The sequence below is a fragment of the Rhodanobacter sp. MP1X3 genome, assembly GCF_014207165.1.
Lineage (GTDB): Bacteria > Pseudomonadota > Gammaproteobacteria > Xanthomonadales > Rhodanobacteraceae > Rhodanobacter.
Genome location: NZ_JACHCO010000004.1, coordinates 404,459 through 429,443 on the forward strand (window position 1 = coordinate 404,459; position 24,985 = coordinate 429,443).

General features: G+C 60.0%; 22 protein-coding genes and 6 tRNA genes. 4 read left to right on the plus strand and 24 right to left on the minus strand.

Going from position 1 to position 24,985, the window contains the following annotated elements; translation table 11 throughout:
• Nucleotides 1-24: 24 nt before the first annotated feature.
• From HDE79_RS13310 to rlmE, 8 genes are all read right to left on the minus strand, one after another.
• Nucleotides 25-110 (minus strand) — tRNA-Leu (locus HDE79_RS13310).
• 256 nt (nucleotides 111-366) lie between these two features.
• Nucleotides 367-442 (minus strand) — tRNA-Lys (locus HDE79_RS13315).
• 34 nt (nucleotides 443-476) lie between these two features.
• A tRNA-His gene (locus HDE79_RS13320) sits at nucleotides 477-553 on the minus strand.
• Between the two features lie 15 nt (nucleotides 554-568).
• Nucleotides 569-645: transfer RNA gene (locus tag HDE79_RS13325), tRNA-Arg, on the minus strand.
• A gap of 25 nt (nucleotides 646-670) precedes the next feature.
• A tRNA-Pro gene (locus tag HDE79_RS13330) sits at nucleotides 671-747 on the minus strand.
• 174 nt (nucleotides 748-921) lie between these two features.
• A tRNA-Arg gene (locus HDE79_RS13335) sits at nucleotides 922-998 on the minus strand.
• A gap of 305 nt (nucleotides 999-1,303) precedes the next feature.
• Entirely contained in the window at nucleotides 1,304-3,262 is a 1,959-nt protein-coding gene (gene ftsH / locus HDE79_RS13340) for an ATP-dependent zinc metalloprotease FtsH (RefSeq protein WP_184602448.1), read from the minus strand.
• The gene (gene rlmE / locus HDE79_RS13345; protein ID WP_184602449.1) at nucleotides 3,259-3,909 is read right to left on the minus strand and encodes a 23S rRNA (uridine(2552)-2'-O)-methyltransferase RlmE; all 651 of its coding nucleotides are present in this window, start codon (nucleotides 3,907-3,909) and stop codon (nucleotides 3,259-3,261) included. The genes ftsH and rlmE overlap by 4 nt, the downstream gene beginning before the upstream one ends.
• Nucleotides 3,910-4,086: 177 nt before the next feature.
• Between rlmE and HDE79_RS13350 the strand changes: the two genes are divergently transcribed.
• Entirely contained in the window at nucleotides 4,087-4,383 is a 297-nt protein-coding gene (locus tag HDE79_RS13350) for a YhbY family RNA-binding protein (RefSeq protein ID WP_184602559.1), read from the plus strand.
• Nucleotides 4,383-4,760 carry an Mth938-like domain-containing protein gene (locus tag HDE79_RS13355; protein WP_184602450.1) on the plus strand — a complete coding sequence of 126 codons (378 nt, stop codon included), beginning with the start codon at nucleotides 4,383-4,385 and terminating at the stop codon, nucleotides 4,758-4,760. Before HDE79_RS13350 ends, HDE79_RS13355 begins: the two co-directional genes overlap by 1 nt.
• Before the next feature lie 30 nt (nucleotides 4,761-4,790).
• Here HDE79_RS13355 and HDE79_RS13360 read toward each other — a convergent pair whose 3' ends face one another.
• From HDE79_RS13360 to surE, 4 genes are read right to left on the minus strand one after another with little or no spacing between them, the layout of a single operon-like run.
• Complete coding sequence (locus tag HDE79_RS13360; RefSeq protein WP_184602451.1) at nucleotides 4,791-5,825, minus strand: peptidoglycan DD-metalloendopeptidase family protein; 1,035 nt, start codon at nucleotides 5,823-5,825, stop codon at nucleotides 4,791-4,793.
• A 52-nt stretch (nucleotides 5,826-5,877) separates the two neighbouring features.
• Nucleotides 5,878-6,486: a DedA family protein gene (locus tag HDE79_RS13365; protein WP_184602452.1), complete on the minus strand. Its 609-nt coding sequence runs from the start codon at nucleotides 6,484-6,486 to the stop codon at nucleotides 5,878-5,880.
• A complete protein-coding gene (locus tag HDE79_RS13370; RefSeq protein WP_184602453.1) occupies nucleotides 6,486-7,181 on the minus strand; it encodes a protein-L-isoaspartate(D-aspartate) O-methyltransferase in 696 nt (231 codons plus the stop codon). Before HDE79_RS13370 ends, HDE79_RS13365 begins: the two co-directional genes overlap by 1 nt.
• A gap of 3 nt (nucleotides 7,182-7,184) precedes the next feature.
• Complete coding sequence (gene surE / locus HDE79_RS13375) at nucleotides 7,185-7,997, minus strand: 5'/3'-nucleotidase SurE (protein WP_184602454.1); 813 nt, start codon at nucleotides 7,995-7,997, stop codon at nucleotides 7,185-7,187.
• Between the two features lie 155 nt (nucleotides 7,998-8,152).
• On the opposite strand from surE, the gene HDE79_RS13380 reads away from it, so the two are divergent.
• Nucleotides 8,153-8,698: a Smr/MutS family protein gene (locus tag HDE79_RS13380; protein ID WP_184602455.1), complete on the plus strand. Its 546-nt coding sequence runs from the start codon at nucleotides 8,153-8,155 to the stop codon at nucleotides 8,696-8,698.
• Nucleotides 8,699-8,711: 13 nt separating this feature from the next.
• Here HDE79_RS13380 and truD read toward each other — a convergent pair whose 3' ends face one another.
• Genes truD through HDE79_RS13420 form a run of 8 tightly spaced genes read right to left on the minus strand, consistent with a single transcriptional unit; the run spans nucleotide 8,712 to nucleotide 16,041 of the window.
• Nucleotides 8,712-9,785, minus strand: a complete 1,074-nt coding sequence (gene truD, locus HDE79_RS13385; RefSeq protein ID WP_184602456.1) for a tRNA pseudouridine(13) synthase TruD — start codon at nucleotides 9,783-9,785, stop codon at nucleotides 8,712-8,714.
• A gap of 44 nt (nucleotides 9,786-9,829) precedes the next feature.
• Nucleotides 9,830-10,303: a 2-C-methyl-D-erythritol 2,4-cyclodiphosphate synthase gene (ispF, locus tag HDE79_RS13390; protein ID WP_304625076.1), complete on the minus strand. Its 474-nt coding sequence runs from the start codon at nucleotides 10,301-10,303 to the stop codon at nucleotides 9,830-9,832.
• Complete coding sequence (ispD, locus tag HDE79_RS13395; protein WP_343205963.1) at nucleotides 10,303-11,013, minus strand: 2-C-methyl-D-erythritol 4-phosphate cytidylyltransferase; 711 nt, start codon at nucleotides 11,011-11,013, stop codon at nucleotides 10,303-10,305. The genes ispF and ispD overlap by 1 nt, the downstream gene beginning before the upstream one ends.
• Nucleotides 11,010-11,345 carry a cell division protein FtsB gene (gene ftsB, locus HDE79_RS13400; protein WP_184602458.1) on the minus strand — a complete coding sequence of 112 codons (336 nt, stop codon included), beginning with the start codon at nucleotides 11,343-11,345 and terminating at the stop codon, nucleotides 11,010-11,012. Before ftsB ends, ispD begins: the two co-directional genes overlap by 4 nt.
• A gap of 19 nt (nucleotides 11,346-11,364) precedes the next feature.
• Complete coding sequence (gene eno, locus HDE79_RS13405; RefSeq protein WP_184602459.1) at nucleotides 11,365-12,660, minus strand: phosphopyruvate hydratase; 1,296 nt, start codon at nucleotides 12,658-12,660, stop codon at nucleotides 11,365-11,367.
• A 59-nt stretch (nucleotides 12,661-12,719) separates the two neighbouring features.
• Nucleotides 12,720-13,511 carry an FRG domain-containing protein gene (locus HDE79_RS13410; protein WP_184602460.1) on the minus strand — a complete coding sequence of 264 codons (792 nt, stop codon included), beginning with the start codon at nucleotides 13,509-13,511 and terminating at the stop codon, nucleotides 12,720-12,722.
• 26 nt (nucleotides 13,512-13,537) lie between these two features.
• A complete protein-coding gene (gene kdsA, locus HDE79_RS13415) occupies nucleotides 13,538-14,371 on the minus strand; it encodes a 3-deoxy-8-phosphooctulonate synthase (protein ID WP_184602461.1) in 834 nt (277 codons plus the stop codon).
• Nucleotides 14,368-16,041, minus strand: coding sequence for a CTP synthase (locus tag HDE79_RS13420; RefSeq protein WP_184602462.1), 1,674 nt, complete (start codon nucleotides 16,039-16,041; stop codon nucleotides 14,368-14,370). Before HDE79_RS13420 ends, kdsA begins: the two co-directional genes overlap by 4 nt.
• Before the next feature lie 144 nt (nucleotides 16,042-16,185).
• On the opposite strand from HDE79_RS13420, the gene HDE79_RS13425 reads away from it, so the two are divergent.
• Entirely contained in the window at nucleotides 16,186-18,042 is a 1,857-nt protein-coding gene (locus tag HDE79_RS13425) for an aminopeptidase P family protein (protein ID WP_184602463.1), read from the plus strand.
• Nucleotides 18,043-18,056: 14 nt separating this feature from the next.
• Here the strand turns inward: HDE79_RS13425 and HDE79_RS13430 are convergent, their stop codons facing one another.
• The 4 genes from HDE79_RS13430 to HDE79_RS13445 form a co-directional block, all read right to left on the minus strand.
• Nucleotides 18,057-20,762: an EAL domain-containing protein gene (locus HDE79_RS13430; RefSeq protein ID WP_184602464.1), complete on the minus strand. Its 2,706-nt coding sequence runs from the start codon at nucleotides 20,760-20,762 to the stop codon at nucleotides 18,057-18,059.
• A gap of 112 nt (nucleotides 20,763-20,874) precedes the next feature.
• On the minus strand, nucleotides 20,875-21,651 hold the full coding sequence (locus HDE79_RS13435) for an iron-containing redox enzyme family protein (RefSeq protein ID WP_184602465.1): 777 nt from the start codon (nucleotides 21,649-21,651) through the stop codon (nucleotides 20,875-20,877).
• 690 nt (nucleotides 21,652-22,341) lie between these two features.
• Nucleotides 22,342-24,168, minus strand: coding sequence for an FAD-dependent oxidoreductase (locus HDE79_RS13440; RefSeq protein ID WP_184602466.1), 1,827 nt, complete (start codon nucleotides 24,166-24,168; stop codon nucleotides 22,342-22,344).
• 283 nt (nucleotides 24,169-24,451) lie between these two features.
• A complete protein-coding gene (locus HDE79_RS13445) occupies nucleotides 24,452-24,841 on the minus strand; it encodes an MAPEG family protein (protein ID WP_184602467.1) in 390 nt (129 codons plus the stop codon).
• Between the last annotated feature and the right edge of the window lie 144 nt (nucleotides 24,842-24,985).

The following is a 24,985-nucleotide window of genomic DNA, read 5'->3' on the forward strand; positions in this document are numbered from 1 at the left end:
GCAAAAAAAGAAAATCATCTAGCTTGGTGCGAAAGGGGGGACTCGAACCCCCACGATTATTAGTCGCCAGAACCTAAATCTGGTGCGTCTACCAATTCCGCCACTCTCGCGCGCCAACCACAGAAAACTTGCGCAACTGCAGGATTATCAAGTCTATTTTCGGGCGAGATACAGCCCAGCCATTGATCCGACCCCACTTTTGCCGCGCTCGTCTAAGTTGATGATTCCCTTATACGAAAGCGCTCCATTTTACGGTTGCACCACGCTACAGCACAAGCAGCGCATTCCAGCCTTGCCCTAGGCCCCACGTGGTTTTATTCCACACAAAGAAAAAGGGACTTGCGCAAGCGCAAGTCCCTTTTGAATTGGTGGGCCGTGAAGGATTCGAACCTTCGACCAATTGATTAAGAGTCAACTGCTCTACCAACTGAGCTAACGGCCCGGTGAAACTGGGCTTGAACAAATTGATTTGAAACTGGGGTGGATGATGGGATTCGAACCCACGACAACCGGAATCACAATCCGGGACTCTAACCAGCTGAGCTACACCCACCATAAATCTTGAAACTGGTGCGCCCGACAGGACTCGAACCTGCAACCGTCGGCTTAGAAGGCCGATGCTCTATCCGGTTGAGCTACAGGCGCAGTCACTACCAGAAGAACGCGTCGCTGGTCGGGGCAGAGGGATTCGAACCCCCGACTTTTGCGTCCCAAACGCAACGCTCTACCAGACTGAGCTATACCCCGCAACGAATGATCGAAGATTTCAAGTCATCGATGCCTTCAAATGTTACGGGTGACACTGCGATCCGTCAATCCGTATCGAAGCACACACCTTGATTCCACATCTCCAAGAACTACGGAAAAATCGCTTTCCGTAAAAACAAAACGGGGTGCAAGCACCCCGCCTCGCTGCATAAATGGTGCGCCCGGAGAGATTCGAACTCCCGACCACCTAGTTCGTAGCCAGGTACTCTATCCAACTGAGCTACGGGCGCACTGAAAAACGTTTGACTCGCTGTATCGATGTTTGGGCATCAACACGCCGAACCAAGAAGCGGAATTATTCAGACTCCGCCCTCATGCGTCAACACTTTTCGTCAAAAAAATTTAATAGACATGCTGCCATTCGGCACTGATGGCTCTTTCTAGCGGGCTCCGATGAAATAGTTGGCGCAATGACGGCGGTCATAAATCGGAACAGTGGAAATCAATTAGGCGGCCATGGCCGCCTAATTGATCGAACGTATCTGATCACACGCTACAGAGCACTACAGACTCATCTCAAGCCTGCAGCCCTACATCAGCTCTCGAAGCCCGAGCGATTTTGCGCAGCGGGATCACCCACCTTCCCCACCGGCAAACCGGCATCGCTTTTCGGCGGTGGCGGCGGTGGCGTGCTGCTGGTCGGCGGATTTTTTGTCCAGTCGGCTGGCGGACCGGGCTCGCGCCCCGCCATGATGTCGTTGATCTGGTGCGCATCGATCGTCTCATACTGCAAAAGCAGCTCGGCCATGATGTGCAGCTTGTCCATATTCGCCGTCAACAGCTCCTTGCTGCGCGCATAAGCGCGATCGAGAATGCCGCGCACGACTTCATCGATCTTGCTCGCAGTCTCGTTGGAGATGCTCTTGTGCTGGGTCACCGAGCGACCGAGAAATACCTCGTCCTCGTCTTCACCGTAGGTCACCGGACCGAGTTCATCGGACAAGCCCCACTTGGTCGCCATGTTGCGCGCCATCTTGGTCGCGCGCTCAATGTCGTTGGAGGCACCGGTGGTGACCTTGTCGGCACCGAAGATCAACTCTTCCGCCACACGGCCGCCATAGAGCGAGCACAATTGAGACTGGATCGCGACCCGGTTGATGCTGTACTTGTCGCCTTCGGGCAGATACATGGTGACGCCAAGCGCACGCCCACGCGGAATGATGGTCACCTTGTAGACCGGGTCATGCTCAGGCACCAGGCGACCGATGATCGCGTGACCCGACTCGTGATACGCGGTGAGCTTGCGCTCGTCCTCGCTCATCGCCATCGAGCGGCGCTCCGAGCCCATCAGGATCTTGTCTCGCGCCTTGTCCAGATGGCTCATGCGGACTTCGCGGGCGTTCTCACGCGCCGCAAACAACGCTGCCTCGTTGACCAGATTGGCCAGGTCCGCACCGGAGAACCCTGGTGTGCCTCGCGCAATCGTCATCGCATTGACGTCGCTGGCGGTCGGCACCTTGCGCATATGCACTTTCAGAATCTGCTCGCGGCCACGCACATCGGGCAGACCCACCACGACCTGACGATCGAAGCGACCCGGACGCAGCAAGGCAGGATCCAGGACGTCAGGCCGATTGGTCGCGGCGATGACAATGATGCCTTCGGTACCCTCGAAGCCGTCCATCTCGACCAGCAACTGGTTCAGCGTCTGCTCGCGCTCGTCGTGACCACCGCCGAGGCCTGCGCCGCGATGACGGCCGACCGCGTCGATTTCGTCGATGAAGATGATGCACGGGGCGTGTTTCTTGGCCTGCTCGAACATGTCGCGCACGCGGCTGGCGCCCACGCCGACAAACATCTCGACGAAGTCTGAACCGGAAATCGCGAAGAACGGCACCTTGGCCTCACCCGCAATCGCCTTGGCCAGTAGGGTCTTGCCGGTGCCGGGCGGACCAACCATCAGCACGCCACGTGGAATCTTGCCACCCAGCTTCTGGAAACGGCCCGGATCGCGCAAGAACTCGACCAGTTCGCCGACCTCCTCCTTCGCCTCGTCACAACCGGCGACGTCGCTGAAATTGACCTTGATCTGATCCTCGCCCTGCAGCTTGGCGCGCGAGCGACCGAAGCTCATGGCACCGCGACCACCGCCACCGGACTGCATCTGGCGCATGAACCAGATGAATACGCCGACGATCAGCAGCACCGGCAGCCAACTGATCAGCAAGCCGATGAGCGAGAAGCCTTCCGATGGGTCCTGGCGGACTTCAACGCCCTTGTCCTGCATCTGCTTGACAATCGGGCTGATGGACACGCCTACCTCAGGCACTACCGTACGGAAGGTGCTGCCATCCTTCAGCTTGCCGCTGATGGTTGCCGGCTGATCGGCGCTGATAACTGCGGTCGACACGTTGCCGTTGTCGACGCTTTGCACGAATCCGCTGTAAGGCAGATCCGAGGAGGATGTGCCGTGCGGATTGAAGCTCTGGAATACGGCGAACAGAACCGCCGCGATAATCACCCAGAGCAATACGTTTTTTGCTGTCTCATTCATGCGCGATTCTCGACCGGTTGCACCGCAGAAGGCTTTCTACCCATCGCCAGTGCGTACACCTCACGTGAACGGGCACGTGAGGCCTTTGGTTTACGCATAGTCACGCGGGTGAAGTCCGCGCGCAAGCTGCGCAAGTAATTGTCAAAACCGGCCCCCTGAAACAACTTGATCAGGAAAGAACCACCGGGCTTGAGCCACTGCCGACTAAAGTCCAGCGCCAGTTCGGCCAGATCCATGGCACGGGTCTGATCGGCTAGCGCCACACCACTCATATTGGGGGCCATATCGGACAGCACAAGATCCAGCTTTTGGCCGTTCAACCGGGCCTCCAGCTCGCGCAAGACCGACTCTTCACGAAAATCGCCCTGCAGGAAATCCACGCCAGCGATGCTCTGCATCGGCAGGATATCCAGAGCAACAACCGTGCCGGTATCACCCATGCGCTGGCGCACCAGCTGCGACCAGCTGCCGGGGGCTGCGCCCAGATCCACCACGTGGATGCCCGGCTTCAGCAGGCGATCGCGTTCGATCAGTTCTTCCAGCTTGTAGACCGCACGGGAGCGAAGGCCCTCGGCTTGGGCCTTTTTCACATAGACATCGTTGAAATGTTCGCGCAGCCAGACGGCACTGCTTTTACTGCGGGTCATGGTCGGATACAGCCAGGAAAAGGGAGATTGCTGAAAGGCCGAGAAAACACGCGTTAACGGTTACAACAGTACACAGGATCGTTCATCACTTGTGACGATCGAATGTTTTCCGGCATGCGGCTTGTGGACGCATGATACCCTTAGATGTTGAATGACAGCGAATCGAGTACGCACGACATGGCACTTTCCTCCTCGCAGATCCGTTACCTGCGCAGCCTCGCTCATGATCTGAGCCCGGTCATCCTGCTCGGCAACAAGGGCGCCAGCGACGCTGTCACCAAGGAACTCGGCCTGGCTCTTAGCCAGCACGAACTGGTCAAGGTCAAGCTGTCCGGTGGCGACAAGGAAGAGCGCCAGGCCCAGATTGCCGTTTTGACCGAAGGCACCCAAGCGGAGACGATCCACCAGATCGGCCACGTGGTGGTGCTTTTTCGTCGCAATATCGACGAGCCGAAGATCGCCCTGCCGCGCTGATGGATCTATCCCTCGACCAGGCCGAAGGCTATCTGCTTGTGCGCCGAGTCGGCGCGCAAAGCATCACACTGATCGATCGGGAGCTGTCCAGCAGCTTTCTGCTGGCACCGGACAAGGCCATCGAGAACTGGGGTGTCGACGACGCCAGCCAGCTCGATGCCGACCACGTCAGCGTTCTACTGGACTTGCAGCCCGAGCTCGTAATTCTGGGTACCGGCCAGCGCCAGACATTCCCGGCGGCGGCCTTCATGGCCGGCTTTCTTCGCCGGAACGTCGGCATCGAAGTGATGGACAACGCCGCCGCCGCGCGTACCTACAACCTGTTGGCGGGTGAAGGGCGACGGGTCGTTGCCGGGTTTATTCTGCCGACGCCTTGATTCGACGCGACTTGCGTTGCCGTTATAGCCTTAGTGCGGCGGCAGATAACCCAGCGGATCGACCGGGTTGCCATCCTTGCGGATCTGGAACTCCAGTTCGTTGCGGGTCGCGCCAGTGGAACCCATTTCGGCAATCTGCTGCCCGGCGGTGACTCGCTGACCTTCCTTGACCAGACGCTTGCTGTTGTGGCCATAAGCCGACAGGAAGCTGTCACTGTGCTTGATGATGACCAGCTCGCCATAACCGACCAACCCGTTGCCGCTATAAACCACGACACCGTCCGCCGCGGCGTGCACGGGATCGCCGGCGTTGCCACCGATCTCGATACCGGGAATGGCATCGCCCGTCTGGAAGCGTTTGATCAACGTGCCCTGTGCCGGCCAACGCCATGTCACGCCGCTGACCGCACGTGCGGGGCCGGTAGAGACCACCTGCGCGGGCGCAGGTGGTGGCAGCACCGCTGGTGACGGCGTCTTTACGCCCGCTACCGGTACAACGCTGGTTGTTGTTGCGACCGCAGGCGCCACCGGTTTGGATGGCACCGTGACGCCTGGCGTGGCACCTGCGCTTGCCGGGCTTGGCGGCTTCGAACTGGACGATGCAGCAGCCGGCGTGGTCACGGGTTCAAACATCGGTGCCGATGCAACCGCGGGAGCGGGCGATGGATGCGCAGTAGATGCCGGGGCAACAGCTGCCGCCGGACCCGGCGGCGGCGCACCGCCGGGATGCCCCGTTGCAACAGCAGTTGCCGTCACCGGAGAAAGTTTCAGACGCTGCCCGGGATGAATGGTGTAAGGCGCAGCGACAGAATTCCACTGTGCCAGATCGCGAAAGTCCACTTTGTTGCGAAAGGCGATTGAATACAGTGTGTCGCCCTTCACCACCTGATAGCTACCGCCGGGAATCGACGTATGTGCAGGCGCCGCAACACTGCCGCCGCTGTAACCACCGCCGGCAGCCGGCTCCACCACCACCGAACTGTGCATGGTGCTACAGGCGGCGAGCGTCAAGGATGCAACCGCAATCGTCAGAACAGGCAGGTGTCGAGTCATGGTGAGCAGCATACCGAGGCGCCATCCCTCTTCCTATACTTTCTCATCACTCTGTAGCCGACGCTCAACGCAACCACAACCACCAGACCAGCAGCAGGCCGAGCAGCAGCAGCGCGATCCAGCCAATCCACTCGATATATTTGTGCAGAATACGCTCGGCACGCTCGCCGAAAAGACGAATCAGCAACGCCAGCAACCACACACGTTTACCTCGCCCCAGCCCGATGCAGACGAGGAATGGCAGCACCGGCACGCCGATGATGCCGCAGGCCCAGGTAACAAATTTCATCGGTACGACCGGCTGCAGCGCGGCCAGAATCAGTACACCGAACAGTCCCCACTGGTGATGGACCATCTGCTGGCGTAATACAGTGACGCCCTGCTCGATCGGCACCAGCAGATGCAGCGAATCGAGCACGGGCCGCAGGGCCTGAAATGCCCAATGACCCAGCGCATATCCCACCAGCGCACCCAACAGCGAAAACAGCAGGCTTAGATTCGCAAAGTGAAAGGCCTTGTGCCGTTTGCCCAGCATCATCGGCGCCAGCATCACTTCCGGTGGAATCGGGAAAATGAAGGCCTCGACGAAGCTCAGTCCACAAAGGTAATAAATCGCCTTCGAGCTGCGCGCCCAGACCAACGCCTGGGCATAGAGTTTTCCAAACAGCCGCATCAGCCGATCCCGCCAAGCAGTGGCACGAAACTGACCGGGCCGAGTTCTTCTTGCATAAAGTCACCTTCGCCATCGCCGCGCATGCGGATCAACGTCTGGCTGCTGGCCGAACCGACCGGTGCCACCAGCACGCCGGTGGGCGTGAGCTGATCGAGAATTCGTGTGGGGATCGTGTCGCCCGCGGCAGTGAGGATAATCGCATCGAACGGCGCCTCGTCCGGCCAGCCCAGCTTGCCGTCATCATGCTTCGAACGCAGATTGGTGATGCCCAGCTGACGAAAGCGTCGGCGGGCCTGGCGCAGCAGCTCCTCGATGCGCTCCACCGTGAAAAGCTCCGGCACCAGCGCCGCCAATACGGCCGCCTGATAACCCGAGCCTGTACCAATCTCCAGCACCTTCTTCGGCATGCCCTGTTTCGAATCGAAGTGCTCCAGCAGCACTTCGGTCATCCGCGCCACCACCCACGGCTGCGAGATGGTCTGGCCGTGGCCGATCGGCAGCGCGGTATTTTCGTAGGCACGCGAATGCAGCGCCTGATCGATGAAATGGTGACGCGGCAAATTGCGGATCACCTCGATCACCCGGGTATCGCGGATGCCGCTTTCCTTCAGGCTGACCGCCAGACGGTCCCGCGCGCGTTGGGAGGTCATGCCCTCGCCCTTCAGTTCTGCCGCCGGCAATCGATAAACCGTCATCTTTCAGACGACCTCGTGGCTGGCAGTGTGATCGAGCGCCATGGGAGTGCTCAACATGTTATCGCTCAACTCTTCGATCCAGCTGCTGACTTTTTCCAGCGCCTGGAAACGCGTGAGGTCGACATGGATAGGCGTTACCGAGATAAAGCCGCGCTGCACCGCGTTAAAATCGGTACCGGGGCTATCGTCGTCTACCTCACCTGCCGGCCCGATCCACCAGATCGGTCGGCCGCGCGGATCAGTCTGTGCCACCGAGGGCGCCGAGCGATGGCGGCGACCCAGGCGAGTCACTTCGAAACCCTGAATTTCTTTCCAGGGCCGATCGGGTACGTTGACGTTGAGAATCGTGTCGGCCGGCAGTGGGTCGACCAACAGGCGCTGCATCAGCAACAACACGGCCTGCGCGGCCGAGTCGTAGTGTTGACCGTTATGATCCTTGGTGACCAGCGATACCGCGATCGCCGGCAGTCCGAGGAAACGCCCTTCCATCGCCGCCGATACCGTGCCGGAATAAATCACGTCGTCGCCGAGGTTGGCCGAATTATTGATGCCGGACACCACGATATCGGGCTCGTGGTCGAGCAATCCAGCCAGCGCCAGATGCACGCAGTCGGTTGGCGTACCGGCCACACGAAAATAGCCGTTACCCATCGGAAGCACCCGCAAGGGCGAGTCCAGGGTGAGTGAATTGCTGGCGCCGGAACGGTCGCGATCGGGCGCCACCACGGTCACCTCGCCGACCTCGCGCAAGCGCTCGGCAAGCACGTGGATGCCAAGTGCATCCACGCCATCATCGTTACTGACCAGAACTCGCATGCTGCTCCGTTGAAAGCTGACGGTGACGCACCGCGGTGATTTTCACAGTACGCCTTAACCGTTGAAGTCTACCGGAGCGCGTGGGTGGTTTCACACGAATCGGCCGCGATCCGGCGCATTCGCACCATCGCACGGGCTTTGGTTAGCATGGAGCCATGAAACGCCGCGCCCCCGTACCGATCGATGACGACGACAGCCGCCTGTTTCGCGAGTCGATCGGCGAGGTGCGTCGACTTGATCCGGTGACGGCACCACCGGCCCCGGCAAAGCCGGCGCCACATCCGCACATGTTCGAAGCGGACGAGGCCTCGGTACCCGGCGAACTGCTCGACATGGCCTTCGATCCAGCCATCCTCGAAGTCGGTGAAGAGCTGAGTTATCTGCGCGATGGCTACTCACCCAAGCTGCTGCGGCAGCTCAAGCGCGGCCAGTTCAGCGTACAAGACGATATCGACCTGCATCAGATGAACGCCGCTGCCGCCCAAGCCACCATCGTGATGTTTCTGGCCGAAGCCAAACAAAACGGGCTGCGCTGCGTGCGCATCGTGCATGGCAAGGGCCTGCGCTCACGCGCCGCCGGGCCCGTATTGAAAGGCCTGACCGATCGTCTGCTGCGGCGGCGCGATGACGTGATCGCCTTTGCTTCGGCGCGTCCAGCCATGGGCGGCACCGGCGCAGTCGTGGTGTTGCTGAAAGGCTAAGCGATTTCAGCGATCAGTTCAGCGCCAACTCGCGCACGACAACCGTGGCATACGCACCGGCTGGCAGTTCGAAAGACAGCTCCAGCGCGTCGTCATCCAGCCAGCGCCACTTCAAATCCGTTGGCATCAGCCGGAGTGGCCTACGCTCCTGATCCATGCGCGCCGCGACCAGGCCGGCCGCCAGATCGCTGTAGCTTTCGGCAATCGACTGCTCCAGCGCACCGGCTTCACTTTGGCTTGGCCGTTCACCCTGACCCCACAACGGCCCGGATGGATGGATGTCCAGACGCGCCAGTCGTTCGGCCAGTACGTCGCTGAAAGGTTCCGGGCCGAACCACGAGCGTGAACCGGCCAGCGCCCAGATTTCGCCATCGAGCGGCGTGTCCCAAGCGCCACGTTCAACGCGCGCGGCCAGCACGCTGTTGAAGATCTGCGAGCGCGCAGCCGACAAGAGAAACGAACGCTTGTCGCGTTCGACGCGGCGCCCGGCGAACATCGAGCGCGCCTGTGCCACGTTGCCGCCTTCGCGACCGAAACGCTGTTCACCGTAATAGTTCGGCACGCCGCGCGCGGCGATCTGCTGAAGCACGCGCTCGGCCGCTTCGCGATCGCCCTGCACCTGACGCAGTACCAGCACGAAGCGATTGCCGCGCAGCGCGCCACGCTTGAGCTTGCGCGAATGGCGCGTCGCGGCCAGCACTTTCACTTCAGCGTGAGGAAAAGTCGACCAGTCCGGATCAGGCTTGCCGGCCAACTGAACCGAGAAAGTCTGGCGAGTTACCGCATGGCGATCCTTCATGCCGGCGTAGCCCACCGCGACCTGCGACACGCCGGCAAACTTCGCCAACTCGCGTGCGACCCAGTCCGTATTCGCACCGCGCTTTTCTACCCACAACAGTGCGTGTTCGCCCTGACCGTCGGCGTCGTAACCCAGCACTTCCTCGACCCGAAAATCGTCCGGTGTGCTGCGCAGCCGAGCCTGCAACGGGGGGGCGCCGTAGGCCCAGGGAAGCGCTTCGTTCACGGACGTGGTCTGAGCCGACTCGGTGGTTACCGGCTGGTTTTGAGTTTCTTCGGATTCGGACATGACGCTCCACCGGCCGTGCCGGCATTCAATAGTTCAACGAGCGCTCAAAGCCGCTCAAGTAGCACAACAGCCTGTGCCGCGATGCCTTCGCCACGACCAGTGAAGCCGAGCTTTTCGGTGGTGGTGGCCTTGACGCTGATGCGGCCAGGATCGCTATCCAGATCAGCGGCCAGACATTCGCGCATCGCCTGCGTGTGCGGCCCGACCTTCGGCCTTTCGCAAATCACCGTAATGTCGGCGTTGCCCAGCGCGTAGCCATGTTGTTCCATCAGCAACGCCGCATGGCGGAGAAACTGGCGGCTATCGGCATTGCGCCAGCGTTCGTCGGACGGTGGAAAATGGGTGCCGATATCACCCAAGGCCAACGCACCGAAAATGGCATCGCACAACGCGTGGATCACCACGTCGCCATCCGAATGCGCGACCAGGCCATGATTGTGCGGCACGCGCACGCCGCCCAGGGTGACATGATCGCCATCGCCGAAGGCATGCACGTCGAAACCGTTACCGATACGCATCATGCCGTCCTCGCCAGCAGAAATTCGGCCAGCGCAAAATCCGCAGCGGTGGTGACCTTGATATTGTCCTCGGCACCTTCGACCAACAGGGGCGCGAAACCAGCCAGCTCCATCGCCATGGCCTCATCGCTCACTTTCACGCCACGCGCAGTAACGTCGCGCAATGCCGAAGTCAGCTCGCCGCGTCGAAACATCTGTGGCGTGAAGGCCCGCCAGCGCTCATCGCGCGGTTCGGTGGCCACGCTGCGCGCCGCGGCATCCGCGCGTTTCAAGGTATCGCGCAGGGGCGCGCCGAGCAAGCCACCGTCGACTACCGTGACGCAATCGATCAAGCGGCTGATATCCGCGTTACGCACGCAAGGCCTGGCAGCGTCGTGGACCAGCACGAACGCATCGTCGCCCACCACGGCGGGCAATGCATGCAGACCAGCCAGTACCGAATCGCTTCGCTCATTCCCACCCACGGCAGTAAGCACCGGCTTGCCATGCAGTGAATCGATGTCGGTCCAATGCACATCCGATGCGTTGAGCGTCACCAGCAACCCGGCAATCTGTGGGTGTGCGGCGAGACGATCCAGCGTATGCATGATCAACGCCCGCCCGGCCAGCGGCAGATATTGCTTGGGGCAGTCTCCGCCAACCCGTGTGCCGCGACCTGCCGCCGGCACCACACACCAGAACACCGGCGATGGGAGCGACGGCGTGCTCACGGTTGACCGGCTTGCGCCGCCGATGATGCTGCCGCAGGCGATGTCGTAGCTGCTGCTGGCGTTTCGACGACCTGATAGAACGTTTCGCCCGGCTTGATCAGACCCAGCTCGGTACGCGCACGCGCTTCAACTGCCTGGTCACCATGCTTGAGATCCAGCACATCGGCACCGAGCGCCTGATTGCGCTGCTGCAGCCGATCGTTTTCATCGGTCTGTTTCTTCACGGCGATGCGCAGGCTGTCGACGTCGCGCATGCTGCCCGCACCGGACCACAGCTTCAGCTGCAGTCCGACCAGGACAAGGATCAGAATCAGGGCGACCCAGCGCAGCATCGGCAGTCAATCGCCCCGCTCAGCCCGGCAGCTTGCTGAGGTTGGGGAACGCATTGCGACCGGCGTAACGCGCGGCGGTGCCTAGCTGCTCCTCGATCCGCAGCAACTGGTTGTATTTCGCCACGCGATCGCTGCGGCACAGCGAACCGGTCTTGATCTGGGTTGCCGTCGTCGCGACAGCTATATCGGCAATCGTGGTGTCCTCGGTTTCGCCCGAGCGATGCGAAATCACCGCCGAGTACTTGGCCGCATCGGCCATCGCAATCGCTTCCAGTGTCTCGGACAGCGTGCCGATCTGGTTGACCTTGATCAGGATCGAGTTGGCGATGTGCTTTTCGATACCCTCGCGGAAGATCGCCGGATTGGTGACGAAAAGATCGTCGCCGACCACCTGGATGCGATCACCGATGGCATCGGTCAGCAACTTCCAGCCGTCCCAGTCGCCTTCGGCCATACCGTCCTCAATGGTGACGATCGGATACTGCTTGGCCCAACTGGCCAGCAAGTCGACGAACTGTTCGGAGGTGTACTTTTTACCTTCACCCGCCAGATCGTACTTGCCGTCCTTGTAAAACTCCGAACTGGCCGCGTCGAGACCGAGCAGGATCTCGCTACCGACCTTGTAACCGGTCTTGCCAATCGCTTCGAGAATCGTATCCAGCGCTTCGATGTTCGATCGCAGGTTGGGCGCGAAACCGCCCTCGTCGCCGACGGCAGTGCTCAATCCGCGACCATGCAACACACTCTTCAGCGCATGGAAAATCTCCGCACCGGCGCGAAGCGCCTCGGCGAAATTCGGCAGACCGACCGGCAATACCATGAACTCCTGCACGTCGATATTGTTGTCGGCATGCTCACCACCGTTGATGATGTTCATCATCGGCACCGGCAGGGCGCCGGGCTTGCCGTTCGACAAATACTTCCACAGCGGCTCATGGCGCGAAGCCGCCACGGCATGCGCTGCCGCCATCGAAACACCGAGCAGTGCGTTGGCGCCGAGTTTGCCCTTGTTCGGCGTACCGTCGAGCGCAATCAGCTTGGCATCAAGACCTTTCTGATCGACCGCATCGAAACCCTTCAGCGCATCGGCGATGGTCGTATTGACGTTCCCCACGGCGTTCTTCACACCCTTGCCGCCGTAACGCGACTTGTCGCCATCGCGCAATTCCACTGCTTCGCGCGAACCGGTCGATGCACCGCTCGGCACTGCCGCGCGGCCGAAGCTACCGTCGCTCAAGGTGACTTCGGCCTCCAGCGTGGGATTACCGCGTGAATCGAGAATTTCACGGGCGTGAATTTTGGCAATTGTGGTCATTGATACGTCAACCCTATGAAAAACAGATGATTGAAATTATTTTTTGCTGAGACATGGCTTTAACTTTCAACTTGGCTACCAAGAGCACTGACCCTATGCTCGATACTGGCAACTACATAACCACTAATAACTCTAGGAGCCAAAGAATGCTGAATCGCCAGATGACGGCATAAACCAGACAGATCTGGAAAGATCGTTGCCGCATTGATGCCCGCATGATCGAGCTCTTGAATCAACGAGTGAAAAATATGAGGAGGTATTAATACTCTTCTCAATCTCTCTTTGAATCCAGAGACACCGTCAAAAGGCACCACACGCGATCCGTCTTCCCAATAACGATGAATAGAAAACAAACCTTGTTGAGCCGCCAACCTCCGATCAAAGTACGGTGATTCAAAAAATTTCGTTCTTTCAATATTGAAAGGATCGCTGCTCGATCTTTCAACCTCGGTCACATAATCACCGGTCGCCGTAGAACAGGCCCAAACTGTGGCATCACCGCCGTCATGCTGCCTGACCCGTCCGGAGACAGCGAACCACAGAGCAATTAATGGGCTACGTGTCCAATCAAGCAGACGCGTGGGAGCACCATGGTGCTGAATTAATGCGAGCAGATCCCAGTTATCTAACGGGCTACCGGAGTAAACACTAGGAAGGCGCAATCTCAGTTCTTTGAATGCCTCAACTTCTTTACCTTTTGGATCAACCTTAGGCTCATGCCTCGCGATAGCAGGCAATAATCGCCAACTTGCTAGGGATTGCCCTCTGTAAGCCCAACTTTTTTCAAAACCACATTCGTCACGAATGAGTGCAAGATATGCACCCAAATGCGACCCCGACTCGTCGGGCATTCGGACCTCTCGAATAGAGGCAGAAATCAAACCATGCTCTCCAAAAACGCGTGACGCTTGGTAACCGCATCGAGCGCCATCAACGTTTCCAGCAGCGCTTCCATCTTGTCCAGCGGCCACGCGTTCGGGCCGTCGCTTAGCGCCTTGCTCGGATCGGGATGCGTTTCGGCAAACAGGCCAGCAATACCTACCGCCACCGCCGCGCGCGCCAGCACTGGCACGAATTCACGTTGGCCACCGGAGCTTGTGCCCTGACCGCCCGGCAGCTGCACCGAATGGGTGGCGTCAAATACTACCGGGCAGTGGGTCTCGCGCATCACGCTCAAACTGCGCATGTCGGAGACCAGGTTGTTGTAACCGAAGCTGGCGCCACGCTCGCACACTATGATGTCGTCGTTGCCAGCGGCTTTGGCCTTGGCCACCACGTGCTTCATGTCCCATGGCGCGAGGAACTGGCCCTTCTTGATGTTCACCGGCTTGCCGGCACGCGCAACCTTCTGGATGAAATCGGTCTGCCTGCACAGGAAAGCCGGCGTCTGCAGCACGTCGACGACCGAAGCCACCTCGTCCATCGGCGTGTATTCGTGCACGTCGGTCAGCACCGGCACGCCGATCTGGCGGCGAACCTCACCGAGAATGCGCAGACCTTCTTCCAGGCCCGGTCCACGAAAGCTTTCGCTGGAGGAACGATTTGCCTTGTCGAAGCTGGACTTGAAAATGAAGTTGACACCGAGCTTGCCGGTGATCTCTTTCAACTTGCCCGCGACATCCAGCTGCAGCTGTTCGGACTCGACCACGCATGGACCAGCGATCAGAAACAGTGGCTGGTTCAGTCCAATCTCAAAACCACAGAGCTTCATGCGATCGACTCCTGCTGGGCCAGTCGATGACCATCACGCACCGCCTTGTACTCGCGCGCGGCGCGGACAAAGCCGATGAACAATGGATGGCCATCGCGTGGCGTGGAAGTGAACTCGGGATGCGCCTGGCAACCGAGGAACCACGGATGTTGCTGCGGCGGCAGCTCAACGATTTCCACCAGCAGATCGTCCATCGACTTGCCGGAAATCACCAGCCCCAGATCCTCGAAGGCCTGGCGATAGCGGTTGTTGAACTCATAGCGATGGCGATGGCGCTCGGCGACGACATCCTGACCGTACAACTCGCGCGCCAGCGTGCCGGCCTTGAGGCGGCATTCCTGCGAACCCAGCCGCATGGTGCCGCCCAGGTCGGAGCGATCGCTGCGCTGCTCCACCTCGCCCGTGGCCGTGGTCCATTCGGTGATCAAGGCGATCACCGGATCGGGCGTATTCCGATCGTTTTCGCTGGAGTCCGCTTCGGGCAAATTCGCCACGTGGCGGGCAAAGTCGATCACCGCCGCGTGCATGCCGTAGCAAATGCCGAAATACGGCACGCCATGTTCGCGCGCATAGCGGGCGGCCAGAATCTTGCCTTCAAAGCCGCGCTTGCCGAATCCGCCGGGCACCAGGATCGCATCGACACCTGCCAGAACGGCGGCTGCACCATCTGCCTCGATCTGCTCCGAATCGATCCACTGCAGGTTGACCCGCGTCTGCTGCTTGATGCCACCGTGGCGCAGTGCTTCGCCCAGCGACTTGTATGCGTCCTTGTGCTCGACGTATTTGCCGCAGATGGCGATGGTGACTTCATCCTTGGGATTCACCACCGCGTCCACGGTACGCTGCCAGGCGGAAAGATCCGCCGGTTTGGCATTGAGGCCGAGACGCTTCACCACGATATCGTCCAGACCCTGGCTATGCAGCCACAGCGGCGTCTTGTAGATCACATCGACGTCGACGGCGCTGATCACCGCCTGCTCGGGCACGTTGGTGAACAAGGCGATTTTACGGCGCTCGCCTTCCGGCAGCGGCTGTTCGCTGCGGCAAAGCAGGATGTCGGGCTGGATACCGATCGAGCGCAACTCCTTTACCGAGTGCTGGGTCGGCTTGGTTTTGATCTCACCGGCAGCCTTGATATACGGCACCAGGGTGAGGTGCATGAACACCACTTTTTCCTGGCCATGTTCAATGCGCAGCTGGCGAATGGCTTCGAGGAAAGGCAGCGATTCGATATCGCCGACCGTACCGCCGATCTCCACCAGTGCCACGTCAAAGCCACGCGTTGCTTCGTGAATGCAGTGCTTGATCTCGTCAGTGATGTGCGGAATCACCTGCACTGTGGCGCCGAGGTAATCACCGCGACGCTCCTTGCGGATCACCGATTCGTAAATTTTGCCGGTGGTGATCGAGTTCTTGCCGGCGAGACGGGTGTTGACGAAGCGCTCGTAGTGGCCAAGATCGAGGTCGGTCTCCGCGCCGTCGTCGGTCACGTAGACCTCGCCGTGTTGGAAAGGGCTCATCGTGCCCGGATCCACATTGATATACGGATCGAGCTTCATCATGGTGACCGAAAGCCCACGGGCTTCCAGAATCGAAGCCAGTGAAGCCGCAGCAATGCCCTTGCCAAGCGAGGACACCACACCGCCGGTGACGAAAATCAGGGGGGTCATGGAAAGTAGCCGTGCTGGAAATAGGCATTTTAGCGGCAGAACCGTCCCGCTGCGAGAGAGCATTTAATAATCGACCGTTTTAATTCATCTGCGCGGCCGTCGCAGCGGGTGAAAAAGCCGCAGACCGCCTGCTAGCATGACCGCATGAACAATTCAGCCAGCAACCCGACAGACCGCAACTCGATCCGCGTCCGGCTGGTCGCCCTGCGCGCGGCTATGCAGCAACATGGCGTGGCCGCCGTGCTCGTACCCAGCGCCGACCCGCATTTGTCCGAATATCTGCCCGAACACTGGCAGGCACGGTCGTGGCTGTCCGGCTTCACCGGCTCGGCTGGCACCCTGATCGTTACCGCAGACCACGCCGGCCTGTGGACCGACTCGCGCTATTTCTCGCAGGCCGAGCAACAGCTGGCCGGCACGGGCATCTCGTTGATGAAGCTGCAGGTGCCACATGCCGCCGAGCATCTGGTCTGGTTGCAAAAAAATCTGCATGAAGGCGATGTGCTGGCGATTGCCGGCGACAGCATTGCGGCGGGCTCGCAGCGGCAAATCGAGAAACGATTGAGCCAGAGCGGCGCCACCCTGCGTACGGACCTCGACCTGCCTGGGGCGATCTGGCCTGATCGCCCCGCTCTGCCGCAGGCGCCCGTAGTCGCGCACGAAGCTACTTTCGCCGTGATTCCACGCGCCGAAAAGCTGACCCGCGTGCGCGATGCGATGCGCAAGCTCGGCGCCACGCACCATCTGCTTTCCAGCCTTGACGATATCGCCTGGCTGACGAATCTGCGCGGCAGCGATGTCGAGTGCAATCCTGTGTTCCTCGCCCATTTGCTGATCGAAAGCAGCGGGCGCGGCACTCTGTTTGTCGCCCGTGGCAAGCTCAGCGATGCGCTGGTCGGTGCGCTGGCCGCCGATGGCATCGCGATCGCCGACTACGCCTCGGTTACCTCGGCACTGAGTGATCTGGACACCGGCGACAGCCTGCTGCTGGACAGTGGACGCGTCGTCAGCACGATCGATGCAGCCATCAAGCCGGCGGTAAAGCGCATCGATGCGGCCAATCCCAGCACCGCTATGAAGGCATGCAAGAGCGCGGCCGAACTGGACCACGTACGCGAAGTGATGCGGCGTGATGGCACGGCGCTGGTCTGCGCCTTTCGTCGACTGGAACAGCGGTTGGCGGCCGGCATGGCGCTGACCGAACTCGACGTCGACACGCTTCTCTATGAGGAACGCTCGATCCAGCCCGGCTACGTCGGCAAAAGCTTCGATACGATTGCCGGCTATCAGGCCAACGGCGCGCTGCCGCATTACCGGGCGACGCCCGAGCAGCACAGCGATCTGCAGACGAAAGGTCTGCTGCTGATCGATTCGGGCGGCCAATACCTCGGCGGTACCACCGACATCACCCGCGTACTGGCGCTTGGCCCCACCACGGAGGAGCAGCGGCGCGATGCCACGCTGGTGATGAAAGGCATGATTGCGCTCAGCCGCGCACGCTTTCCCAAGGGAGCGAGCGGCCCGCAGCTGGATGCGCTAGCGCGGGCACCGCTATGGGCCTCGGGCATGGACTATGGCCACGGCACCGGCCATGGCGTGGGCTACTTTCTCAACGTACACGAGGGTCCGCACGGTATCCGGCCGCCGGTATCCGGCAGCGCTCTGGTTGCCCTTGAGCCGGGCATGATCAGCTCGATCGAGCCGGGCCTGTACAAGCCCGGCCGGCATGGCATCCGCCACGAGAACCTGGCCGTGGTGATCGAAGCGGACCAGACCGAGTTCGGCGAGTTCTACGCCTTCGAAACGCTCACGCTGTGCCCGTTCGACCGCAACGCGCTGGAAATTTCGTTGCTGAATCCCGAAGAGCGCGCCTGGCTCGACGACTACCATGCCAGCGTGCGCGCCGCATTGAGTCCGCTGCTGGAAGAGGCCGACCTCGAATGGCTCAACCGCCACTGCGCGCCGCTGCAGGCAACATCGAAGGAAGCTGTCCCTGCCTAGGCCCCTGCACCAACTCAGGAGCGCTTGGGCGGAACCAGCCTCAGCTTGGTCGTTCCCTGCGAAGCGCTCGGGCGCAACAGACGCTCGATCTTGTCCGGACTGATCGGGTAGGAATACAGGTAGCCCTGTCCTTCGACGCATCCCGCGCGCACCAGAAAATCGTGCTGTGCCTCGGTCTCGATACCTTCGGCAATTGTCGTCAGACCCAGACTTTTTGACATCGCAATCATCGCTTCGGCAATGGCGGCATCGCCCCCATTGTCCGGCAGTCCTACTACGAAGGAACGGTCGATCTTCAGGTAGGCCACGGCCGGCAGCTTGAGGTACGACATCGAGGAATAGCCGGTACCGAAATCGTCGATCGCCACATCGATGCCCAACGTATGCAGCATTTGCATCGTGCGCTCGGTATCTTCGCCCAAGCGCAGCATCGCACTCTCGGTTATTTCCAGCAGCAGGCGTTGCGCGGGTATCTGACGAGCCTGCAAGGTGCGGTTGATGCCCTCGACAAAGGCCGGCTGGCCAAACCATCGCGCCGAAATATTCACTGCCACGCGGATGCCCGGCAAGCCGGCAAGGTCCCATGCCTGGATCTGCGCGCACGCCGCTTGCAGCACCCACTCGTCGATGCGGCGAATCATGCCCAGGCTTTCCGCCACAGGAATGAACTCGCCCGGCATTACCTCGCCACGCTCGGGATGCTGCCAGCGCAGCAAAGCCTCGACCGCAACGATGCGCCCAGTGCGCAGCTCCACACTGGGCTGGTATACAAGGTGAAACTCATCGCGCGCCAACGCCTGCCGCAGTTCGCTCGCCAGTTGCAGACGACGTCGCGTATCCGCGTGCATCATTGGCGAATAGAAGCGAAACGCGTTGCGTTCCTGGGTTTTCGCGGCATACATGGCAGCATCGGCGTTGGCGAGCAGCGCTGTCGCATCAGCGCCATCAAGCGGATAACCCGCGATACCGATGCTGGCACTGAGTACGATTTCGTATTCGTCCACGACAAACGGTTCCGACAGACTGGCTAGCAGACGGCTGACCATCGGACGGGCGTCTTCGCGCAGGCTCAGTCGATGGATAAGCACGGTGAACTCATCACCACCGATACGCCCCGCCATATCGCCCTCGGCCAGCTGCTGGCGGATACGCTCGGCCACCTTGACCAGCAACCTGTCGCCTATCGCGTGGCTATAACTGTCGTTGACAATCTTGAACGCATCCAGATCGATGAACAGCACGGCAACGGCCATGCGCTCGCGCTCAGCAACAACGATGGCCTCCGAGCACTGGCGCTCGAACTCAGCCCGATTGACCATCCCGGTCAGTGCATCATGCCGCGCCAGATGCTCCAACCGGCGCTGATTGGCCTTGCTGGTGAATATATTGGTGAATACCGCCACGTAATACACCACGTGACTGTCCGTATCACGGATCACGCTGATGCTCAGCTGCTCGGGATAGGTGCTGCCGTCGCGCCGCATGCTCTGCACTTCACCGAGCCAGTTATGGCCTGCCGCAATATTTTTCCAGATGGACGACGGTAGCGGCGTGCCATCGGGGAGCCTGCGGGTGTCTTCAAACGGCTTGCCAAACAGATCACGCGTAGTGAAGCCGGTGATACCGGTGTGCGCTGCATTGGTCGATACGATGCGTCGATCGGCATCGGCAATGATCACTCCCTCGACAATGCTGGCCAACGCCTCGGCGGCGACTCGACGCTCCTGTTCCATCGCCACCCGCTCGGAGATGTCGCGAATGATCGCCTGCCGCACTGGGGTGCCACTCCAATCAACCAGGCTACTCTGCGTTTCGACAGGCCGCTTGCTGCCATCGGCGTTGAGCAACGCGTTGATAGCAGGGCTGCCCTCCTTGCGTGAAATCTGCTGCGTAAACAGATGAACAAACCTGTCGCCAATCAGCTGATCCCATGTGCGCCCGGTCCACACGGTTGCAGCATGATTGACGTCCAGTATCTTTCCGCTGGTTTCATCGATCATCACGATCGCATCAGCGGCACTATCGAACACCAACCGGTAACGCTCTTCGCTGCCCCGAATGCTGTCCAGAATGCGTCGAGCCATGCGTACCCATAGCAGCGCAGCCAGCAAGAATGCGGTGAGTACCCCCCAGAAAAGTACCCTGCCCAGCCAGATCGCGCCGTTGACCACTTCGACCGAGAAAAGCTGGGTACGTGGCTCGATGAATGTATTGAGCGCATTGATACGCTCGCGCTGGCGCTCGATCTCCTGAGCCGACATGCCTCCCGTGCCGTAAGCATGCTGTAGCTCATCAGCCACCACATTCAGCTCGGCAATTTTCTCGTCGGTTGAACGCCACGCATTCAACGCCTCGTTGATATGCGGCGCACTGGAAAAATGCTCCAGCATGAAAATCATGCCTGGCCGTGCCGCTGGCATGATGCTGCCACGCCGGAACACGTTCTCGATAACCACCGTGTCAAAGTGACCGGACGCAATCGCATCACGGCCGTATCGATCAGACTCCAGAACACCGTAGTTGTGCTTGAAACTGGCAAGTGACGCCGCGTCGCCCTTCACCGCATAGTTGCTGAGGTCGATGACCGCCTGCTTCTGCGCCTTGGACCAAAGACTCTCGCTGTTGAGAAAACCAGCGAGAGTTATCTGGACCTGCAAAACAATCCAGGTCAACGCCATGATCAACACAATGACAACCGCAAGCGCATAGGCCAACGGCATCAACCGCTTTGTGAGAGGCCGCTTAAGACTTGCACCGATGAAACGCATCGATTGCCTATTGGGTTAGTTAAGTCTCAACGATACTGATTCTACTTTGCATTCTCCACATCGATCAGGCAGCGGCATCGTTCACCATACCGAGACTCCATTGACGCTGGATACAACGATCTCCCAGAAGAATCATGCTCACGTAACTGCGCTTGATGCACTCGGCCAGATGTGTAACATCATCAACTGAAGGGTTCATGCCCATAATGGTACAGACAATCTCCAATGCCTCCCATGGATGGGTGTCATCGTAGTCAGCATGCAGGTGTAGCCAACGCAAGCTGCCCACGCGGATCGATGGATCAAAACTCTCCTGGTACTTTGTACTCTTATAGACCATGGCTGACCACTCACCGGTGACGCCCTCGATCGCGTAGTTGGTGGCGATCATGCCGGCCGCCAACGTTCCGCGCGAGCTGACTTCCTCGCACCAGCGCGGTAAGCCATCGGTACCATGTGGCGCATCGGTATTGAGAAGCTCATCGCGCGATACGCCCGCACCTTCAGCCCAATTGATCCAGTACTCTGCGTGGTTCTGCTCGACGCGGATATTGCGAACCAGCCAGCGCCGGGCCATGTTGTCTCCGGTGCTGCGGCCATAGCGGGTTTTCAGCAAGTTCAGTGCCATGTAACTTGGAAAGCGTTCGATGAAAGGCCACAGGCCTTTCATGAAGTTGCGGGTGGACTCGTGATCGAGCTCGAGATCGATCATCATCTGCCATATCTCGTGATCGAGAACACGTGCTTTGGTCTTTGCGCAGTCGGCGACCATGTCCTGCGCCCACTGCGGGTAGCTGGTCAATTCGGTCAGGGGGCCGGTGCGTTCGAAATGTATACTCATGTGAATCTCCTTGGCGGTAGCAGTGATTTGGTTGACAACTGCTGAAATACGACGAGGGACGGTCCGCGTCGGTCTTGCTCCGGTGATCGGATAGAAATGATCCCGGAAACCTTGGGTCGCGCCAGGTTGCCAGCGCTTGGATGAAAGTGGGTTTAGCGCTCGACGATATCCCGCTCATACGCGCCATCGCGTACGTTCACAGTAAACGTGAGAGTGAATGCCTTCCCGGCATCTCAACAGGAAGTGATCGTGGACAACGCGGCGCAAGATGCGGCCGGTTTGTTGTCGACTCTTGCGACATCGGACTGCGGCGCCAGGTGCATCAACCCTACGCGCGCCAACGTTTGGCACCAGCGACCTGCCGATGCACATGGCTTCGCGCCAGCCTGCGCATAGCAATCCAGCCTCTGCAGATGAGGTGAAAACCAGAAACCGCGAGCGGCTCAATCCCACGGTACCGCCCCTGAAGATAGGCGTCCAATGAGACAGCAACAATCTCAAGTGCTTGTGGCGCTCTCGACGATCCGAACCACTGGTTCCGCCATGACTGATTCCGTGGCGCTGATTACCGGATGGCCATCGATATGGTTCGATCGTCTCTCAGTCAGTGGCCGGATGCAATAAAGCCGAATACGAAAAGGCCGCTGACTCCTGCAAGTCAGCGGCCCGAGTACTTCGACAGACTAACGATCAGCGCAAACGGCTAAAGCCATCCGCACTCCACGTCTCGCTGCCAACGCCGTGGTGAACAAAGAACAGCCCGGCCGGATCGACCTTGTGCTTCAGCATGGCCAGCCGTGGATAGTTTGCTCCCCAGAATGCCCGCTGCCATACCGGCTCGAAGTAATTACTCTCCGACACATATGAGCCGGTATCCGGCGCAACCTTGCGTAATTCACGCATCGCTTTAACAACGCCAGCCGATTCGCGGCGCGCGTCGGCAAGGTCGGGCCCTGGACCAGGCATCCCCGTATAAGCGGGTGGGCCATCGGCGCCGCAGATCGCCAACGCAAAAGCACTGATCACGTCCGGATTAGTAGCGGTGTCGCGTGCGGCATCCAGCACTTCGACCGGCGCGCCGGCCAGACCCTTGTTGAAATGCAACGCAAACTCCCACTGCCTCGTGGCGGCGAACAGCGCATCGACAAGACGCGCCTGCGCGTCTTTCTCCAGCAACGATGCCGGCATCCAAGCCGAGCCGTAGCCATGGATAAACCAGCCGACCTGCCCCTGGTCGCCCGCCCACAGGACGTGGTCACGCGGGGCACCGGGTCGATCATCCGCCACCATGAATCCCGGTGCGTGCTGACGAAAAAATTCCGCATCCCAGAAATGCCGTGCCGGCAAAGCCACAACCTCAATTGGCTTGGCGAACGAGTATTCCTTGCGCGCATTCACCCAATCGGTGAATGGTGTCCAGATTTTCTCCGCTTCAGTCTGCTCCAAGCCCTGAAACACCATCGAGATGCGCAACGTGTTCTCCTTCTTGAACACCATCTGTTCGCCCCAGTGCGGATTGAACAAATCGCTCCCATAGAAGCTGATCGCCTTGGCGATCAATGCGTGATACGCCTCGTCGGAGGATGCCCTGATCGCTCCAAATACGGCGCCGAACGTGTCTGGCAAATCATGCGTACGCAAGGTCAGCCGGGTCACGACACCCAGGCTACCGCCACCGCCGCCCTTGATGCCCCAGAACAGATCGGCATTTTTATAGGCGTTGGCAATGAGCGCCTTGCCATCGGCAGTGACGATCTCCGCCTCGATCAGCCCCGCCGCCGCGGTGCCGAAGTTTTTCGAGAAGCTGCCGAAACCGCCGCTCTGCACCAGACCAGCCACGCCCACCGTCGTGCAACCACCGCCCTGCACATAGCGACCGCCACGCGTGGTTACCGCATCGTAGGCATCGATCCACATCGCGCCAGCTTCGACCGTCACTGCCGGCTGCGACGCCTGTTTGCCCGCTCCTCCTTGCGCGACAAAAGCATCGTGCAAGGTGACGGCACTCATGTGCCGCATCCATACCAACAACGAATCGGGCGCTTCGGAGGTGCCCTGATAACTGTGGCCACCACCCTTCACCACCAGCCGCAGATGATGCTCACGGGCAAAATTGACCGCTGCCACGACATCGGCCGTGTTCTCGGCAGCCACCGCATACGCACTGGGCTGGGATATCCATGCATCGGCCCAGCCGCTGGTCTGGGTCAGCGCGGGCTGATCGCCGATGTAATACGGATTCTTGATCTCCTTCAGCGCTTCGCTGCACGAGGCATCCGACGGCGTCGACGCACAGCTGGCAAATGGCGACACCGGCTTCAGCAACCGACCACCGGTCGCGCGCTTCAATTCATCCCATTGGGCCGCTGACGGCCAGCCAGAGTCACCCGGCCGTACGCGTGAGCGCAACTTCAAACCGGCCGTGCTGCCCACCCCGGCAAGCGCCAAGCTGCCAGAAAAAATCGCCGGCAGAAACGGCACCGCTATCGCCGCCCTCAATACGTCCCGTCTGTTCACAAAACTCTCCCGCGTACGCCAGCTGTTCTGACAGTGACCAATCTCCTCACTGCCCTCCCCGGATACCAGCAAGAGGTGACGGATTGCACCGTCCATGTGACCAACGGCAGCCAGGGCGGGACGAACCGCGCCTCATGTCTCGACTGCGCAAGGGCATCGTTCGAACAGCCGTTCGCTGCGGCATGCCGATATTCGCGACATTGAAAGCCTCAGGGCTGCGGAGACCTTGTCCGAAAACCCGGCCGCTACGTCTCGGGGCATGGAGCGGGCTTTATCGCCCTTGTCAGAACAACGCTTCGAGCACCTGCAGAAAGCCCCACAACGCAACGATCCACACCGCTGTGCGCAGATACGGAATACCCGCTGCGTAGACCGGCCAGTAAACAACGCGTGCCCAGAAATAAATCTGTGCGCCGAGCGCCGTGTGATCCGTGTTGCGATGGGAAAGCACGACGGCCAGCACGGCCGCGGCAAAGAACGGAAAGGTCTCCAGAAAATTCTTGCTGGCCCGGTCGGCACGTGCCGCCACGCCAGTCAACGGTTTCATGTCACCCTCGCGGTTGCCGGCATTCCATTTCAGGCCACGCTGCTGTGTGGCCAGACAGGCGGCAATCAGCACATAGGCCAACCCAAGGACGATGGACCAGGCCAGCATCTTCACTTCGATGGTCATCATGCAACTCCGCGCTGCCGAAAGTTGGGCGAAGCCAGATGATGCTGGATTGAAAGCACCAGCGATACGGAAACAATCCACGTGACCGGCAACGCCGCTAGCTTCAATCGCTAATCGCTACTCTCAGCGAGGTCTTATCGACCA

What these genes read in the sequence shown, in the direction of transcription:
- HDE79_RS13350 (WP_184602559.1), top strand. Translation starts at nt 4,087, where the DNA reads ATGGCACTTTCCTCCTCGCAGATCCGTTACCTGCGCAGCCTCGCTCAT.
- truD (WP_184602456.1), bottom strand. Translation starts at nt 9,785, where the DNA reads ATGTCCGAATCCGAAGAAACTCAAAACCAGCCGGTAACCACCGAGTCG.
- kdsA (WP_184602461.1), bottom strand. Translation starts at nt 14,371, where the DNA reads ATGAAGCTCTGTGGTTTTGAGATTGGACTGAACCAGCCACTGTTTCTG.
- HDE79_RS13370 (WP_184602453.1), bottom strand. Translation starts at nt 7,181, where the DNA reads ATGACGGTTTATCGATTGCCGGCGGCAGAACTGAAGGGCGAGGGCATG.
- HDE79_RS13355 (WP_184602450.1), top strand. Translation starts at nt 4,383, where the DNA reads ATGGATCTATCCCTCGACCAGGCCGAAGGCTATCTGCTTGTGCGCCGA.
- HDE79_RS13435 (WP_184602465.1), bottom strand. Translation starts at nt 21,651, where the DNA reads ATGAGTATACATTTCGAACGCACCGGCCCCCTGACCGAATTGACCAGC.
- HDE79_RS13380 (WP_184602455.1), top strand. Translation starts at nt 8,153, where the DNA reads ATGAAACGCCGCGCCCCCGTACCGATCGATGACGACGACAGCCGCCTG.
- HDE79_RS13430 (WP_184602464.1), bottom strand. Translation starts at nt 20,762, where the DNA reads ATGCCGTTGGCCTATGCGCTTGCGGTTGTCATTGTGTTGATCATGGCG.
- HDE79_RS13360 (WP_184602451.1), bottom strand. Translation starts at nt 5,825, where the DNA reads ATGCTGCTCACCATGACTCGACACCTGCCTGTTCTGACGATTGCGGTT.
- HDE79_RS13425 (WP_184602463.1), top strand. Translation starts at nt 16,186, where the DNA reads ATGAACAATTCAGCCAGCAACCCGACAGACCGCAACTCGATCCGCGTC.
- HDE79_RS13410 (WP_184602460.1), bottom strand. Translation starts at nt 13,511, where the DNA reads ATGCCCGACGAGTCGGGGTCGCATTTGGGTGCATATCTTGCACTCATT.
- surE (WP_184602454.1), bottom strand. Translation starts at nt 7,997, where the DNA reads ATGCGAGTTCTGGTCAGTAACGATGATGGCGTGGATGCACTTGGCATC.
- rlmE (WP_184602449.1), bottom strand. Translation starts at nt 3,909, where the DNA reads ATGACCCGCAGTAAAAGCAGTGCCGTCTGGCTGCGCGAACATTTCAAC.
- ftsB (WP_184602458.1), bottom strand. Translation starts at nt 11,345, where the DNA reads ATGCTGCGCTGGGTCGCCCTGATTCTGATCCTTGTCCTGGTCGGACTG.
- ispF (WP_304625076.1), bottom strand. Translation starts at nt 10,303, where the DNA reads ATGCGTATCGGTAACGGTTTCGACGTGCATGCCTTCGGCGATGGCGAT.
- HDE79_RS13365 (WP_184602452.1), bottom strand. Translation starts at nt 6,486, where the DNA reads ATGCGGCTGTTTGGAAAACTCTATGCCCAGGCGTTGGTCTGGGCGCGC.
- eno (WP_184602459.1), bottom strand. Translation starts at nt 12,660, where the DNA reads ATGACCACAATTGCCAAAATTCACGCCCGTGAAATTCTCGATTCACGC.
- HDE79_RS13420 (WP_184602462.1), bottom strand. Translation starts at nt 16,041, where the DNA reads ATGACCCCCCTGATTTTCGTCACCGGCGGTGTGGTGTCCTCGCTTGGC.
- HDE79_RS13445 (WP_184602467.1), bottom strand. Translation starts at nt 24,841, where the DNA reads ATGACCATCGAAGTGAAGATGCTGGCCTGGTCCATCGTCCTTGGGTTG.
- ftsH (WP_184602448.1), bottom strand. Translation starts at nt 3,262, where the DNA reads ATGAATGAGACAGCAAAAAACGTATTGCTCTGGGTGATTATCGCGGCG.